At 37.9% G+C, this 15,810-nt stretch carries 11 protein-coding genes; 7 read left to right on the plus strand and 4 right to left on the minus strand.

Annotation, left to right across the window (positions count from 1 at the left end):
* Positions 1-123 precede the first annotated feature (123 nt).
* The gene (gene malT, locus F542_RS08280) at positions 124-2,850 is read left to right on the plus strand and encodes an HTH-type transcriptional regulator MalT (protein ID WP_025267290.1); all 2,727 of its coding nucleotides are present in this window, start codon (positions 124-126) and stop codon (positions 2,848-2,850) included.
* 3 nt (positions 2,851-2,853) lie between these two features.
* Here the strand turns inward: malT and F542_RS08285 are convergent, their stop codons facing one another.
* From F542_RS08285 to malE, 4 genes are all read right to left on the minus strand, one after another.
* Positions 2,854-4,908 (minus strand): alpha-amylase, encoded by a 2,055-nt coding sequence (locus tag F542_RS08285; RefSeq protein ID WP_025267291.1) that lies wholly within the window; start codon positions 4,906-4,908, stop codon positions 2,854-2,856.
* Positions 4,909-5,011: 103 nt separating this feature from the next.
* Entirely contained in the window at positions 5,012-5,902 is an 891-nt protein-coding gene (malG, locus tag F542_RS08290) for a maltose ABC transporter permease MalG (protein WP_025267292.1), read from the minus strand.
* A gap of 38 nt (positions 5,903-5,940) precedes the next feature.
* A complete protein-coding gene (malF, locus tag F542_RS08295) occupies positions 5,941-7,479 on the minus strand; it encodes a maltose ABC transporter permease MalF (RefSeq protein ID WP_025267293.1) in 1,539 nt (512 codons plus the stop codon).
* Positions 7,480-7,558: 79 nt separating this feature from the next.
* Positions 7,559-8,749, minus strand: a complete 1,191-nt coding sequence (gene malE / locus F542_RS08300; protein WP_025267294.1) for a maltose/maltodextrin ABC transporter substrate-binding protein MalE — start codon at positions 8,747-8,749, stop codon at positions 7,559-7,561.
* Between the two features lie 433 nt (positions 8,750-9,182).
* On the opposite strand from malE, the gene malK reads away from it, so the two are divergent.
* From malK to typA, 6 genes are all read left to right on the plus strand, one after another.
* Positions 9,183-10,301, plus strand: a complete 1,119-nt coding sequence (gene malK, locus F542_RS08305; protein WP_025267295.1) for a maltose/maltodextrin ABC transporter ATP-binding protein MalK — start codon at positions 9,183-9,185, stop codon at positions 10,299-10,301.
* A gap of 79 nt (positions 10,302-10,380) precedes the next feature.
* Complete coding sequence (locus F542_RS08310) at positions 10,381-11,652, plus strand: maltoporin (RefSeq protein WP_025267296.1); 1,272 nt, start codon at positions 10,381-10,383, stop codon at positions 11,650-11,652.
* A gap of 78 nt (positions 11,653-11,730) precedes the next feature.
* Positions 11,731-12,594 carry a maltose operon protein MalM gene (gene malM, locus F542_RS08315; RefSeq protein ID WP_025267297.1) on the plus strand — a complete coding sequence of 288 codons (864 nt, stop codon included), beginning with the start codon at positions 11,731-11,733 and terminating at the stop codon, positions 12,592-12,594.
* Positions 12,595-12,759: 165 nt separating this feature from the next.
* Positions 12,760-13,089, plus strand: a complete 330-nt coding sequence (locus F542_RS08320) for a YbaB/EbfC family nucleoid-associated protein (RefSeq protein WP_015431940.1) — start codon at positions 12,760-12,762, stop codon at positions 13,087-13,089.
* Positions 13,090-13,160: 71 nt separating this feature from the next.
* Positions 13,161-13,766 (plus strand): recombination mediator RecR, encoded by a 606-nt coding sequence (gene recR, locus F542_RS08325; protein ID WP_025267298.1) that lies wholly within the window; start codon positions 13,161-13,163, stop codon positions 13,764-13,766.
* Between the two features lie 163 nt (positions 13,767-13,929).
* On the plus strand, positions 13,930-15,777 hold the full coding sequence (gene typA, locus F542_RS08330) for a translational GTPase TypA (RefSeq protein WP_025267299.1): 1,848 nt from the start codon (positions 13,930-13,932) through the stop codon (positions 15,775-15,777).
* Positions 15,778-15,810: the final 33 nt, after the last annotated feature.

A 15,810-nucleotide genomic window follows, 5' to 3' on the forward strand; every position in this document is an offset into this window, starting at 1 on the left:
TCCATACTTATACGGTATGAGTGATAGGATGGAGTAAAAAGACAGAAGGATGAGGCATCATCCTACGGGCTCGTTCATTACATGTATTGAGTCCTAGTACAATTAGAGGAGAGTCACATTTATATGTTAATACCATCAAAACTAATTTGTTCTTTTCGCTTACAGAATAGTATTCCCCGAACACGTTTAATTCAGGAATTAAATAAATCGTCGCTATATCCTGTTGTATTGGTAAGTGCTCCTGCTGGCTATGGAAAGACAACTCTCGTATCGCAATGGAGTGAAGGGAAAAAAAATATAGGATGGTATGCGTTAGATGAAGGAGATAATAATCCAGAACGTTTTGCTGCCTACTTCAGTGCCGCACTGCATGCAGCCATAAATACTGAAACCGATGTATTATTGGAAGAAAATCATCAAGCAAATTTATTTGCATTATTTAATCAATTACTTATCAAAGCCTCACAATTTCCCCAGCACTTCTATTTAATTATTGATGATTACCACTGCATTGATAATGAGGAGATCCACGAAGCATTGAAATATTGGATTAAACACAAACCTGCTAATATGACATTAATCCTCATATCTCGTTCAGTTCCTCCATTAAGCATTGCCAGCTTGAGAGTCCAAGAGCAGCTCTTAGAAATAGATATCAACCAGTTAATGTTTGATCATCAAGAAAGTATCGCATTTTTCCAAGCCAGATTAGGTACTGAATTAAAGCAACAAGATATTATTGCATTATGCAATGAGGTTGAAGGCTGGCCAACAGCATTACAATTAATTAGCCTTTTTGCCAAAAATAAATCACACGCTTGGCAAGTTCCTTTGCAAGATATTGCTAAACGCTTATCTAAATCAAATAGTTTCCATATTAATGAATACTTAGCCGATGAAGTGCTCAATAAAGTTGATAAAGATACGCGCTTATTTATTCTACGTTGTTCTATTTTGCATTCGATGAATAAATCCTTAGTACAAGCTGTTACGGGGGAACCTAATAGCCTGCAAAAGCTAGAATCACTTGAAAAACAAGGGCTATTCCTACAACAGATGGTTAATGATAAATGGCAAACACTTGATGATAGTTGGTGGAAATTTCATCCTCTTTTTGCTTCCTTCCTCAATTTTTGCAGCCAACAAGAATTATATGAAGAATTACCTCAGTTACATCATAAAGCTGCTTCAGCTTGGTTAAAACTCGGTTATGTAACCGAAGCATTGCACCATGCGATGCAGCTTTCAGATAGAGAATTACTATTAAGTATTTTAGAAGAACATGCTTGGACAGTCTTTCACCAAGGTGAATTGAAATTATTAGAAGAAAGCTTAAACAACTTAGATTATGCACACTTACACGAACATACCAATTTGGTATTATTAAAAGCTTGGCTTGTACAAAGCCAACATCGCTATACAGAAGTTAGTGGAATTCTCGCCGCATTTTCTCAAGCTCTAACTGAAAACAGAATTGAATTGAGTAAAACAGCGAATGCCGAATTTAACGTATTACGTGCACAAGTCGCCATTAATTATGGCGATGAAGAAACTGCACTTCAATTAGCAACCACGGCATTAAAAGACTTATCCGAAAATGCCTATTATGCCTATATTGTTGCTATATCTATTATTGGTGAAGCACATCATTGCCAAGGTAACCTTGCCGAAGCACTAGCTATGCTACAAAAAGCTGAAAATATGGCGCGTCAGCATCATACTTATCACCATATTCTCTGGTCTTTATTGCAGCAATCCGAAATTTTACTTGCCCAAGGTTTCTCACAAGTTGCTTATGAAACCTTAGACAGAGCAAGTGAATTTGTGAAAGAAAATCATCTCCAAAAAATTCCAATGTATGAATTCTTATTACGTTCAAAAGGGAAGATCTTATGCGAATGGTATAATCTAGATAAAGCAGAATCAATGGCAACAGCAGGCATGGAGGTTTTATCCAATATTGAAGATCAACTACAATGCTTAACACTATTAACTAAAATTTCGTTGGTGAGAGGAAATTTAGATAACACTGCTCGCTTATTAAATGAAGTAGAACAGCTAGAGCGCTCACATGCTTATCATCATGACTGGATTGCAAACGCAGATCAAGTAAGAATGTTATATTGGCAAATGACTAATAATATTTCTGCAGCTCAAAATTGGTTAGCCCAAAATCCATCCCCTGTTTCGAATAAAAACCATTTTACACAAATACAATGGCGAAATATCGTACGAGCAAAAATTTTATCAGGAGACTATGAAAGCGCTAGAGATATTCTGAATACATTAATTTTTACTGCTGAGAAGCTCTCATTGATTAATGATCTAAATTATAATTTAATTCTGCGCAATCGTTTATATTATTTACAAGGAGAGAAACAACTTGCGCAACAAGATCTCATTAATGCGCTAAAGTTAATACGCCAGACTAATTGTATCAGTGCGTTCGTCATTGAAGGTGATATTATGGCTCAACAAATTCGCCATTTGTTACAATTAAATATTTTAGATGAATTAGCACTATATAAAGCGCAATTTATCTTAAGAAATATAAATCAATTCTATCGGCATAAATTTGCCCATTTTGATGAAAATTTTGTTAATCAATTACTGAAAAATCCAAAAGTACCAGAGCTCCTAAAAATTAGCCCATTAACACAAAGAGAATGGCAAGTTTTAGGCTTAATCTATTCTGGTTATAGCAATGAGCAAATTTCAGATGAGCTACAAGTTGCCGCAACAACAATTAAAACGCATATTCGCAATTTATATCAAAAAATTGCCGTCACAAATCGCCAAGAAGCAATAAATTATACTAAGGAGCTACTAAATTTAATGGGCTATCACTAACATTTAATGGCCAGCCCATATAATCATAACTTTATCAGTATTTAATATGCGACTAAAAGCAAAATATTGCGCAGTACTAAGCAATTGATGTTTACCTGCGCCAATGGCAGGGTGACGTTGTCTAAACTGCGCTAATTTTTGCCAGTGCTGGTGCAGCGCCTTTTTGGCTGGATCCTGTTGTAAGTCTTGCCAATTCATATCTGATCGAGTACCTTGCACCGGATCTGAACCTGTTGCACCAAATTCCCGACCGCTTTCATCCCCGTAGTAAATTTGAACAGCTCCTGGTGACAGCAACAATAAATTTGCAGCTACTTTCTGTTTATGAATATTTTGTTCGCTATCTGAATGAAAAAATAATCGAGTATCATGCGAAGATAAATAACTTAATACATTGAAACTATGTAACTTATCATTCATTTCGCGGTAAGCTGGTTCAATATCCGCAAAACATGCTAATGCATTTTTAGCCTGATCTTGAAAATCAAAATTGATCATCGCATCAAAGCCATTTTGATAATAATCACTTTGAAATACACCATGTCCCCAAGCTTCACCAACCATCCAAAAAGGCGCATTAAAGCTTTCTTTTGGATTTTCTTGCTGCCATTCTTTTAACGCTTGTTCAGAAGCTTGTTTTAACTCTAGCCAAGTTGATTTTTCAACATGTTTTGCTGTATCTACCCTAAAGCCATCAATACCATATTGACGAACCCAATGGGAAAGCCAACTAATTAAATAATCACGCACTTTACCATTTTCTAGCGTTTGGGCATTTGTACCTTTATTTGCAAAAAATTGAGGTAATTGAACCGCTTGTTCACTCTCGGTTTTAAGATCAGGTAGGGCTGATAACGACATTTTTAAATCATCAAACTTCGGACTGTCATAGTCGCCAATATCGGCTCGCACCCATGCCCTTCCCCACCAATTTTCCCACGCTTTCTCATCACTAAAATGAATAAAATCATTAAAGCTATGCCAATTTTGTCCTTGTTTCGGTTGCCAATCTGTCCAATTTTTACCTAATACACTGGATATTTCCTCTGATTTTAAATAAAAACGACCAAAATTGAATTCTTGCATATCCGCTAACGTTGCATAGCCTGTATGATTCATCACAACATCAAATAGAATACGAATACCACGTTGATGAGCCTGTTGCACTAGATTTTTTAAATCGGCTTCACTGCCCATATTGGCATCAATTTTTGTCCAATCTAAATGATAGTAACCGTGGTAAGCATAATGCGGAAAATCCCCTTTATTTCCACCACCTACCCAGCCATGAATCTGCTCTAATGGTGAACTAATCCATAATACATTGACACCAAGCTGCTGTAAGTAATCTAACTTTTCAGTTAATCCCCTTAAGTCTCCGCCATGAAATGTACCTATTTCCTGCATACCATCACTACGTCTACCATAGCTATGATCATTGCTTGGATCCCCATTATAAAATCGATCAGTTAGCACAAAATAAACGGTAGCATTTTTCCAATCAAATACCGTTTGCTGATGATTCTCAAGCTTTTCTAACAATAATAAACCATCTGCGTTTTCTGCTGGCATTAAAGTAATTTTGCCATTTTTAACCACTGCGTGTTGACCTGAATAAAAATCCCGCACAATATCTCCCTCTGAAAAAGTTGCAGAAACATCAATTTCAAGGGGAGTATGATTCCAACGAGGACAAGGCAACTCAGCATTTGTATTTTCAGGCAATTGTTCTAAATGGATTTTTAGTGTAGGTATACTATTGTGCATATCAATTTGAGCACGATAATTTCCTTGGCGGAATAGGCGAATGCTTGGAATATCCGCTGTGCAAGGAACAAGCGGCATACTTTGATTCAATTTCATTACTGTTTGAGGCTGATAACACCGCTCCCCAAACAGAAAATTTAGCGGGTAATTCCCCTTGGTTAGCATGGCTGAGCTTTGGAATAAATGATGCTCTGCATCATCATTAAAAGTACCAAAATGAGCATGTTGCCAAGATTGTGCAAATAAATTTGATACACCAAATAAGCAGAGATAAAGAAATGACTTATTCATAGCAATACTCAGAGTATTAAATTGACCAAATACAAACTTACAAGCGGTGAGTTTTAAATAAAATTTTACAAAATCCCCAAGGTGGGCCCTTTGAGGTATCATTCTAGCCTTTCACCCCGCCCGCAGTTAAACCACCAATTAACCAACGCTGAGCTAATAAAAAGACTAAAGTAATAGGGATAGCAGATAACACCGCAGCCGCAGCAAAATCGCCCCACAAATAATTTTGTGGATAGAGATATTGCTGCATGCCTACCGCAAGGGTATAACTATTTACATCCCGTAATAAAAGCGAAGCAACAGGAACTTCGGTAATTGCTGCAATAAATGACAGAATAAAAACAACAGCTAAAATAGGCACAGAAAGGGGCAGCAAAATTAACCGGAACGCCTGCCATGGAGTTGCGCCATCTAGTGCAGCGGCTTCTTCTAAAGAGCCATCAATAGTTTCAAAATAACCTTTGATCGTCCAAACATGTAAAGCTATTCCACCTAAGTAAGCAAAAATAATCCCTCCATGAGTATTTAAACCAAGAAATGGTACATATTGCCCAAGACGATCAAAAAGTGCATATAATGCAACTAAAGAGAGCACGGCTGGAAACATTTGGAAAATAAGCATACTCTGCAAAATTGTTTTTTTTCCTTTAAATTTCATTCGTGCAAAAGCATAAGCACAAGTAGTCGATAATGTCACTATTCCGATAGATGTAATGGTTGCCACTTTAATTGAATTCCATAGCCAACGTAATACAGGGAATGGTGGAGGAGTAACTGAACCGTCTGCGTGAGTAACATTAAAACCTAATGCAGCCTGCCAGTGCTCCCAAGATATTTGGCTTGGAATAATATCACCAATAGCTAAATTACCAGGACGCAACGAAATGCCAATCACCATGAGTAAGGGGAAAATAATCAGTGCAAGAAAACAAATTAAAATACAATGTGTTGCCCATACTCGATAACGTATGGATTTAGATTGAACTATAGCCATATATGCTCCTTAATTTGGAATTTAACTATCTCAATTATTTATAATTCCATTTTTGAAACTTTAATATTTAACAATGCTAACCCACCAACTAGTAGGAAAATAATGGTTGCTATGGCTGCCGCCAGGCCAAAATCTTGTGTACCACTGCCTTCAAATGCGATGCGGTAAGTATAGCTCACTAATAGATCGGTATAACCTGCCGGAGTAGTTGTGCCAATCATATCTGGGCGACCATTGGTTAATAATTGAATTAAAACAAAATTATTAAAATTAAAAGCAAAAGAGGCGATCATTAATGGTGTGAGCGGTTTTAACAATAATGGGAAGGTAATCTGACTAAAGTTTTGCCATGTGGAAGCACCATCCATTGCTGAAGCCTCATAAAGATCTGCAGGAATAGCTTTTAATAGCCCCATACATAAAATCATCATATAAGGATAGCCTAGCCAAGTATTCACAATAAGAATCATCACTTTAGCTAGGAATGGATCATTAAACCATTCTGGGCTAATACCAAATAATTGGTTTAAAATCATATTAATTTCGCCAAAGCTTTGATTAAATAGGCCTTTAAAAATAAGAATAGAAATAAATGAAGGAACAGCATAAGGTAATATGAGTAATAACCGATAGACTGCTTTACCTTTCAGCGCATCCCACTGTACTAAACAGGCTAATACCATGCCGAGTAAAACAGTAAAAACAACTGTTAATAAAGAGAATAAAACCGTCCAAATGAAAATCTGTATAAAGGGCTTTTGAATCCCTTCATCTGTAAAAATTTTAACAAAGTTATTAATGCCAGTAGTTACGGTATAGCCAGGTTCGAGCTTTTCATCTAACCAATTACCGTAGCTATCTATTGCTTGAAAAAAACCAATTTCATCATTCGCGCGATACAATTTACCAGTTTCATTATTCACTAATACCCTGTTTTCATTGTCAAATTGATAGCGAGCTTTTTGTTCTGAAAATTGACGCAATGAGCTCATTGTTAGCTCATTATGATTAGGTAAAATCACCTTTATTGATTGAAGTATTGCACGATTTTGAGTAATAAATTTAAGCGGGACTTTTTCGCCGTCAGGAAGGGATTGTTCTGTTACAGCAATATTTTTTTCAATAGCTAAATTAAATTTATCAGAGACAAGTGTTTGTTCCGTATTCGGATTCACTAGGACAAGGCGATATTGATTATCTGCTTGTGGATATAGTGAGAAATTATATTTATCACCAGAAAAATAACGCTGTTCAGACAGTACCGTGACTGCCCGCTCAAAAGCAAGCTGATTTGAACCGCTATAGTTCGTAAAAGCAATCGCAATTGTGGCAATTAATGGGAATAAAATAAAAATAACCATCCCTAACATGCCTGGATAGACATAGCGCCAAGCGTAAGCATCTTTATTTGTAAAGATATAAATGCCTGAGGTTAAAATAACTAGCGTTAAGATTGCAAATAGATATTCACCTTGTGAATACATTAATACCACCAGATAAAAATCAAGCAATAATACTAATCCTGCTACAAAATAAGTCAGCCAGTTAGTCGATTTTAATGGAGAAAAAATAGGCATAACTACTCCTAAGTTTTTTCGAGTATAAAATTAGAGCGGGAAAAATTCACAACTATTTTCCCACCCTTAATTATGAAAACTATTGCTGTTTTTGAATCCGAGAATGGGCATCATCTAAGGCTTCTTTTACCGACTGACGACCGGTGACTGCATTATTAATTGCAGATTTTTCAGCATACCAAAATGCTGCCATTTGAGGGATGTTAGGCATAATCTCACCATTTTTAGCATTTTCCATTGTTGCTGCAATACGTGGATCTGTAGCTAATTTGGCTTGATAAGATTTAAGTGCCACAGCGCCTAATGCTTTATCATTATTTACCGTATCTAATCCTTCATCTGTGAGTAAATAATTTTCTAAGAATTCTTTAGCTAAATCTTTGTTCGGACTTGCACTATTAATACCAGCACTTAGCACCCCAACAAAAGGTTTAGAAGCTTTGCCATTTAAGGTTGGCAACACCGTCACACCATAATTAATACCGCTTTTATCAATATTGCCCCAAGCCCAAGGACCATTAATTGTTAATGCTGTTTGTCCCTTATTGAAGGAAGCTTCTGCAACTGCATAATCCATATCAGCATTGATGTGTTTATTTTTCACCATATCTACTACAAACTGCAATGCTTTAATTGCACCTTCGTTATTTACCCCAATGTCTTTCACATCATATTTTCCCTCCGTAAATTTAAATGCATAAGCGCCATTAGAGGCAGCCACAGGCCAAGTAAAATATGGTTCAGATAAATTCCACATAATGGCATTTTTGCCTTCTTTTTTGAGTGATTTATCTAATTCAACAATTTCTTCCCATGATGTTGGTGCTGAAGCCACCAACTCTTTGTTATAGATTAATGAAATTGCTTCTATTGCAACGGGATAGCCAATAATTTTGCCATTATAGGTTTCTGCATCCCAAGCAAAATCTACAAATTTGTCTTTAAACTCTTGGCTAACATGAACTTCGTCTAAGAGACCTGATTGTGCATAACCACCAAATCGATCGTGCGCCCAAAAAATCACATCTGGGCCATCCCCAGTTGAAGCTACCTGAGCAAATTTTTCTTCTAATCTATCTGGGTGCTCAACCAAAACAGGAATACCTGTATCATTCTCAAATTTTTTACCGACCTCCGCTAAGCCGTTATAGCCTTTATCACCATTAATCCAAATAACGAGTTTACCTTCCGTCATTTTTGCCATTACTGCATTAGAAATCACTAGACTAGCAAGTGTAGCTAACGTGAATTTGATGTATTTGCTTTTCATAAAACGCTCCTGAAGAGAGAAAGGAAAATTAGAAATAGATACCACTCCTCGGGTCTACTCACAACAAGTCAAAAACCTGCCACTGTCACCAATGAAATTGAATTATCAACAGCCCTAAGAGCGAATCAAATTATGAGCGGTTATTTATATTTGAGATCAGCCTTTACTCTACGCCCCCCTAAACAAAAATATGATCTAATTAACATTTTCACTAAATTTGTGATCTAGCTCACAAAAAACATGACAAAAAATGAGCATCACTTAGCAAAATTTACAAAAAAATCTTTATTTCCTATTTTTCCTAAAATAAATATCTCTTCGTTTCTAATCCCTAAAAAAATCCTTTTAGGAGGATTTCTTCTTACATAGAAAGAGCGATTATCCTGCCGAAATTAAGATATTCGCAAAAGATATAAAGATATGAGGTTCTATTATGGCAAAGGTGTCACTGCATAATGTCGGCAAATCTTATGGCAATGTACATATCTCAAAAAATATTAATTTAGAAATTGAGGAAGGAGAATTTGTTGTTTTTGTTGGCCCTTCAGGCTGTGGCAAATCAACTCTACTTAGAATGATTGCCGGTCTTGAAGATATTACAACAGGTGAGCTTTATATTGGCGATAAATTAATGAATGATGTCGAACCGTCTAAACGTGGCATAGGTATGGTATTCCAATCCTATGCTCTATATCCGCATTTAGATGTAGCCGAAAATATGTCATTTGGTTTGAAATTAGCTGGAGTAAGCAAAGCTGAACGAACTCAAAGAGTCAATCAAGTTGCAGAAATTTTGCAACTTGCCCACCTATTAGATCGAAAACCTAAAGCGCTCTCCGGCGGACAACGCCAACGTGTTGCGATTGGACGTACGATAGTATCTCAACCAGAAGTCTTTTTATTAGATGAACCTCTTTCTAATCTTGATGCCGCATTACGTGTACAAATGCGAGTTGAGATCTCCAAACTACATAAACGACTAAATCGTACCATGATCTATGTTACTCATGATCAAGTAGAAGCAATGACATTAGCAGACAAAATAGTCGTTCTCAATGCAGGGGGAATCGCCCAAGTAGGTAAGCCACTAGAGCTTTATCATTACCCAGCTAACCGCTTTGTAGCAAGCTTTATTGGCTCACCTAAGATGAATTTCCTACCGGTCAAAATTACCGATGTGGAACCAGCGAAAGTACAAATTGAATTACCAAACGCAGAGCACCACAATTTCTGGATTCCAGTGTCCGGCGAGAGAGTAAAAGCCGGTGAAATTTTATCGCTTGGCATCCGCCCAGAACATTTAGTACCTGCAGATAAAGCCCCCATCTCTTTACGCGGCATAGTTCAGGCAGTCGAACTTTTAGGCAGCGAAACACAAATCCACTTAGAGATTCCTGAAATTAAACAACCTACATTAATTTATCGTCAAAATGATGTGTTATTAGCAAAAGAAGGGGAAACAATGGATATCGGCATTGTGCCTGAACGTTGCCATCTATTTAGAGAAGATGGTACGGCTTGCCAGCGTCTATTTACCGAAAAAGGAGTTTAAATTCCTTTGTTGGTTTGAAATCAAATTATTTTCAAACCAATTAATACACAACCTAAATTAGACTAAGAGAGGTCATTCTATGAAAAAAACACTTCTAGCAACGGCAATTGGTAGCATGCTATTCGCCACAAATATCGCAGCGGTAGAATTTCACGGTTATGCCCGTTCAGGCATTGGCTGGACATCTGGTGGTGGAGAGCAATCAGCATTTACGGTAAATGGCGGAGGCTCTAAATACCGTTTAGGTAATGAATCAGACACTTATGCGGAATTGAAATTAGGTCAAGAGCTCTTCAAAAGTGGTGAAAAATCTATCTACTTTGATACTAACCTTGCCTATGGGGGTACACTCCATAACAATGACTGGACAGAAACAAGCCCCGCACTACGTGAATTAAATGTTCAGTTTAAAAATTTTGCCGATAGCTTACCTGGGGCAACATTATGGGCAGGTAAACGTTTTTATCAACGCCATGACGTTCATATGAACGACTTCTATTACTGGGATATTTCAGGCCCTGGTGCGGGGATTGAAAATATTGATCTCGGAATAGGTAAATTGTCTTTAGCTGTCACGAGAGATACCGAGAAAGACGGTGCATTCTCTTATTACTACGATTATGCAAAAAAAGCGTATGTCAGTGATCGTAACACCAAAAAAGAGGTATATAACGACATTTTTGATATTCGTTTAGCTGGCATCGAACTATGGAAAGATGGTTCTCTTGAATTAGGTTTTGACTACGCAAATGCCCATACAAAAGATGGCAGTAAATTTAATAATGATAAAGCCACTAAAAACGGCTACATGGTTACTGCAGAATATACTCAAGGTAATTTCTTTGGTGGCTTTAATAAATTTACCGCACAGTATGCGACAGATTCCATGACATCTTGGAATAATGGTCATGCTCAAGGCTCACTTGCCAGTAATAAAGGAAATATGCTGCGCTTAATTAATCAGGGTGTGGTGCAAGCTAGTGACAAAATCGAGCTTATGTACGCGTTAATCTATGAAAAAACAGACCTTGACAATAAACAAGGTAAAACATGGTATTCAGCGGGGATTCGTCCAATGTACAAATGGACTGATACCATGAGTACACTATTAGAGGTTGGCTATGATCGCATTAAAGATCAAGCTTCTGGTAAGAAAAATGACCTCATGAAATATACTATTGCGCAACAATGGCAAGCAGGTAACAGTATTTGGGCACGCCCTGCCATTCGAGTCTTTGCCACCTATGCACATTGGAATGATAAATTCAATACTGAAAATCGTACTAACTTAGGCTATAAAGCGAAAGACAGTGAATTTATTGGTGGCGTTCAATTTGAAGCATGGTGGTAAACATATTAAGGGTAGGCAATGATGCCTACCCTGAGATACCACTCCTCGTTAAAATTTCATCACAATATAGAGGTTAATATGAAAAAAAGATTTATTACTACACTTTCATTAGCAAGCTTACTATTCAGTTACCCTAGCTTAGCTGGGCATTTAGCGCCAACACCTCATATTAACTCACAAGAATTAGCTAAAATACAGTGGCAAGATGTTGCTCTTACTCAAGAAGTAAAAACCAATTTAGTGGAAAAACAACAACAATCATTCACAACCGCTTTTGCTGGTATAGCAAGTCCTGTTGCTGCATATCGTATTCCTGCAAACCAAGGCACGTTAAATATTGAAATTGAAAGTTCTGTACTAGAAAAAAATCTTTTTGTTCCAAATGTGATTGTTTTGGATAGTCACTTTAATATTGCAGCAACCTATTCTTCCGCTGATTTCACATTACTAGAAGAGCGAGGTTTAAAAGGAAATCGCCTAAGCGCTGAATTAAAACTAACTCCAGTTGCAAATCAAGACTACATTTATTTACTTGTCTATACTACAAAACAAGACTTAGATAAAAGTACAACTATTCCTCATCCGGCAAAAGTTTATGCTAAGGCCACTGGCAAACAGCCTCCAAGCATTAAGGATATTGAAGTAAAACATAGCTTATCGGGAGAAATTTATCTTAATGTAAATGGGTTAAATGACAGCAAATTTATCGGTTTGCCGACAACGATTTTTAATTCCCATCAACCCCAAACACAAATAGCATCTGCACATAATCAGAGAACAACCAAAGTAGATAAAGATACTGAGCACTATTTTAATCAAGCAGTGCAAAAAGCGTTGAAAGCGAAAGATATAAATAAAGCGCTCAACCTCATTAACGAAGCAGAAAAATTAGGTTTGAGTACCCCTCGCCAAATATTTTTAAAGAATGTAAATACAAATTAAGGCTTATAGATAATAATTTTTCATAATATTGATACGTTCACCTTTTACCCTATCAACTCTATTTGATAGGGTATTTTTCTATCCGAATAGGATATAAAAGAACATTGTAGAGAAAGCGCGCTTAAAGTAGAATACAGCCTTATTTTTGATTTACGGAGAATACTCATGTTTGGAAAAGGCGGCTTAGGCGGCTTAATGAAACAAGCTCAGCAAATGCAAGAGCGTATGCAAAAAATGCAAGAAGAGATCGCACAGTTAGAAGTCACAGGAGAATCTGGTGCGGGCTTAGTAAAAATAACGATCAATGGCGCACATAACTGTCGTCGTATTGAAATCGATCCATCATTAATGGAAGATGACAAAGAAATGTTAGAAGACTTAATCGCTGCCGCATTTAACGATGCTGTGCGTCGCGCAGAAGAGATGCAAAAAGAGAAAATGGCTAGTGTAACGGCTGGCATGCAGTTACCCGCAGGAATGAAATTTCCGTTTTAATGCGGCTACAACATTATTTTAGGGGCGTATAACATACGCCCCTACATTTTTACTGTGAATTTAGGATAACAATGCAAACTAGCCCTTTACTTGAAAATCTAATTGAAGCCCTACGCATTCTACCTGGCGTCGGACCAAAATCCGCACAGCGTATGGCGTATCATTTATTACAACGTAATCGACAAGGCGGCCTCAATCTTGCAAAAGCCTTAAATGAAGCGATGAGCCACATTGGACATTGCCAATCTTGCCGTACGTTTACCGAAGAAGAACATTGCAATATCTGCCAAAATCCACGTCGCCAAATGAGTGGACAACTCTGTATTGTTGAAATGCCTGCAGATATTCAAGCAATAGAACAAACGGGGCAATTCTCAGGGCGTTATTTTGTTTTGATGGGCCGACTTTCCCCATTAGATGGTATAGGCCCACGTGAGATTGGCTTAGATTTATTGCAAAAGCGGTTTGAAGAAGAATCGTTTCATGAAGTGATTTTAGCGACAAATCCAACTAAAGAGGGTGATGTTACCGCAAACTATATTGCCGAAATGTGTTTAGTACATAATATTAAAGTGACTCGTATTGCTCACGGCATCCCTGTTGGTGGCGAGCTAGAAATGGTTGATAGTGAAACATTACTTCACTCTTTTATGGGGCGCTCAAATATCACCTTGTAGGAGCTTGCAAATTTTTACGCAAAACTGACCGCTTGTTTTCTATGCGACTTTGTGAAATTTCTGTATAATTCTATCTACTCAAATTTTTGACGATTGTCATAATCTGAATTTCCGTTCGCTGGGCTCGCCCAGCGTTTTATTTTTTCTCATATAAGATATTCCAATGCAAAAAATTGATATTCAAAAACTGCGTAACATCGCAATTATTGCTCACGTTGACCACGGTAAAACAACATTGGTTGATAAACTTCTCAAACTTTCTGGTACGCTAGACACATCTCGTGGTGATGTGGACGAGCGAGTGATGGATTCCAACGATCTAGAAAAAGAGCGTGGTATTACCATTTTAGCGAAAAATACCGCAATTAACTGGAACGATTATCGCATTAACATCGTAGATACCCCAGGACACGCCGACTTCGGTGGTGAAGTAGAGCGTGTGCTTTCTATGGTTGATTCGGTATTACTCGTGGTGGACGCTTTTGACGGTCCAATGCCACAAACTCGTTTCGTAACTCAAAAAGCGTTTGCTCACGGTTTAAAACCGATTGTGGTCATCAACAAAGTAGATAGACCAGGTGCACGCCCTGACTGGGTGGTGGATCAAGTGTTTGATTTGTTCGTCAATCTTGGTGCCACCGATGAGCAGTTAGATTTCCCAATCATTTACGCCTCAGCATTAAACGGTGTGGCTGGCTTAGATCACGAAGATTTAGCCCCGAATATGGATCCGCTATTTGAAGCGATTGTTGAACACGTTTCTCCGCCTGATGTGGAATTAGACGCACCATTCCAAATGCAAATCTCACAATTAGATTACAGCAAATACTTAGGCGTTATCGGTATTGGCCGTATCAAACGTGGTACGGTAAAACCAAATCAACCTGTAACCATTATTGACCGTGAAGGCAAAACGCGTAATGGCCGTGTAGGGCAGGTATTAGGTCACTTAGGCTTACAACGCTACGAAGCGGAAGAAGCCTACGCTGGCGATATTATTGCGATTACGGGTTTAGGCGAACTCAACATTTCAGATACACTTTGCGATATTAACAATGTAGAAGCCTTACCAGCATTAAGCGTGGACGAGCCAACCGTAACGATGTTCTTCTGTGTAAATACCTCGCCATTCTGTGGTCAGGAAGGTAAATTTGTCACTTCTCGTCAAATTTTAGAACGCTTGAAAAAAGAGTTAGTCCATAATGTGGCACTGCGTGTGGAAGAAACCGATGATGCGGACGTATTTAGCGTATCTGGTCGTGGCGAATTACACTTGTCTGTGTTAATTGAAAATATGCGTCGTGAAGGCTATGAATTAGCGGTATCTCGTCCGAAAGTGATTTTCAAAGAGATTGATGGTCGCAAACAAGAGCCGTATGAGCAAGTGACCATTGATATTGAAGAGCAACATCAAGGGGCGGTAATGGAAGCGTTAGGTATCCGTAAAGGTGAAGTGCGTGATATGGTGCCAGATGGCAAAGGGCGTACTCGCTTAGAATATATTATTCCAAGCCGTGGCTTAATCGGTTTCCGTAACGAATTTATGACAATGACTTCAGGTACTGGTTTACTCTACTCTTCATTCAGCCACTACGATGATGTTAAACCGGGGGATATTGGTCAGCGTATCAACGGTGTGTTAATCTCTAACGGTACAGGTAAAGCATTGGCGTACTCACTTTATAATCTGCAAGATCGCGGTAAATTAATGATCGATCACGGTGCGGAAATTTATGAAGGTCAGGTTATCGGTATTCACAGCCGTTCAAATGATTTAACCGTAAATCCACTAGAAGGGAAAAAACTGACCAATATGCGTGCAAGCGGTAAAGATGATGCATTAACGCTCACTACTCCAGTGAAATTCACACTTGAACAAGCGTTAGAATTTATTGATGACGATGAGTTAGTGGAAGTAACGCCTACTTCTGTGCGTATTCGTAAGAAATTACTCACCGAAGTTGAGCGTAAACGTGCAAGTCGCACGACAACCAGTACTAGCACACGTTAATCTATAAAAGTAGGGGCGTATGTCATACGCCCA

Source organism: Bibersteinia trehalosi USDA-ARS-USMARC-188, from assembly GCF_000521725.1.
GTDB lineage: Bacteria > Pseudomonadota > Gammaproteobacteria > Enterobacterales > Pasteurellaceae > Bibersteinia > Bibersteinia trehalosi.

Excerpts from the sequence above, each read along its gene's own strand:
- malT (WP_025267290.1), top strand. The coding sequence starts at position 124 with ATGTTAATACCATCAAAACTAATTTGTTCTTTTCGCTTACAGAATAGT.
- F542_RS08285 (WP_025267291.1), bottom strand. The coding sequence starts at position 4,908 with ATGAATAAGTCATTTCTTTATCTCTGCTTATTTGGTGTATCAAATTTA.
- malG (WP_025267292.1), bottom strand. The coding sequence starts at position 5,902 with ATGGCTATAGTTCAATCTAAATCCATACGTTATCGAGTATGGGCAACA.
- malF (WP_025267293.1), bottom strand. The coding sequence starts at position 7,479 with ATGCCTATTTTTTCTCCATTAAAATCGACTAACTGGCTGACTTATTTT.
- malE (WP_025267294.1), bottom strand. The coding sequence starts at position 8,749 with ATGAAAAGCAAATACATCAAATTCACGTTAGCTACACTTGCTAGTCTA.
- malK (WP_025267295.1), top strand. The coding sequence starts at position 9,183 with ATGGCAAAGGTGTCACTGCATAATGTCGGCAAATCTTATGGCAATGTA.
- F542_RS08310 (WP_025267296.1), top strand. The coding sequence starts at position 10,381 with ATGAAAAAAACACTTCTAGCAACGGCAATTGGTAGCATGCTATTCGCC.
- malM (WP_025267297.1), top strand. The coding sequence starts at position 11,731 with ATGAAAAAAAGATTTATTACTACACTTTCATTAGCAAGCTTACTATTC.
- F542_RS08320 (WP_015431940.1), top strand. The coding sequence starts at position 12,760 with ATGTTTGGAAAAGGCGGCTTAGGCGGCTTAATGAAACAAGCTCAGCAA.
- recR (WP_025267298.1), top strand. The coding sequence starts at position 13,161 with ATGCAAACTAGCCCTTTACTTGAAAATCTAATTGAAGCCCTACGCATT.
- typA (WP_025267299.1), top strand. The coding sequence starts at position 13,930 with ATGCAAAAAATTGATATTCAAAAACTGCGTAACATCGCAATTATTGCT.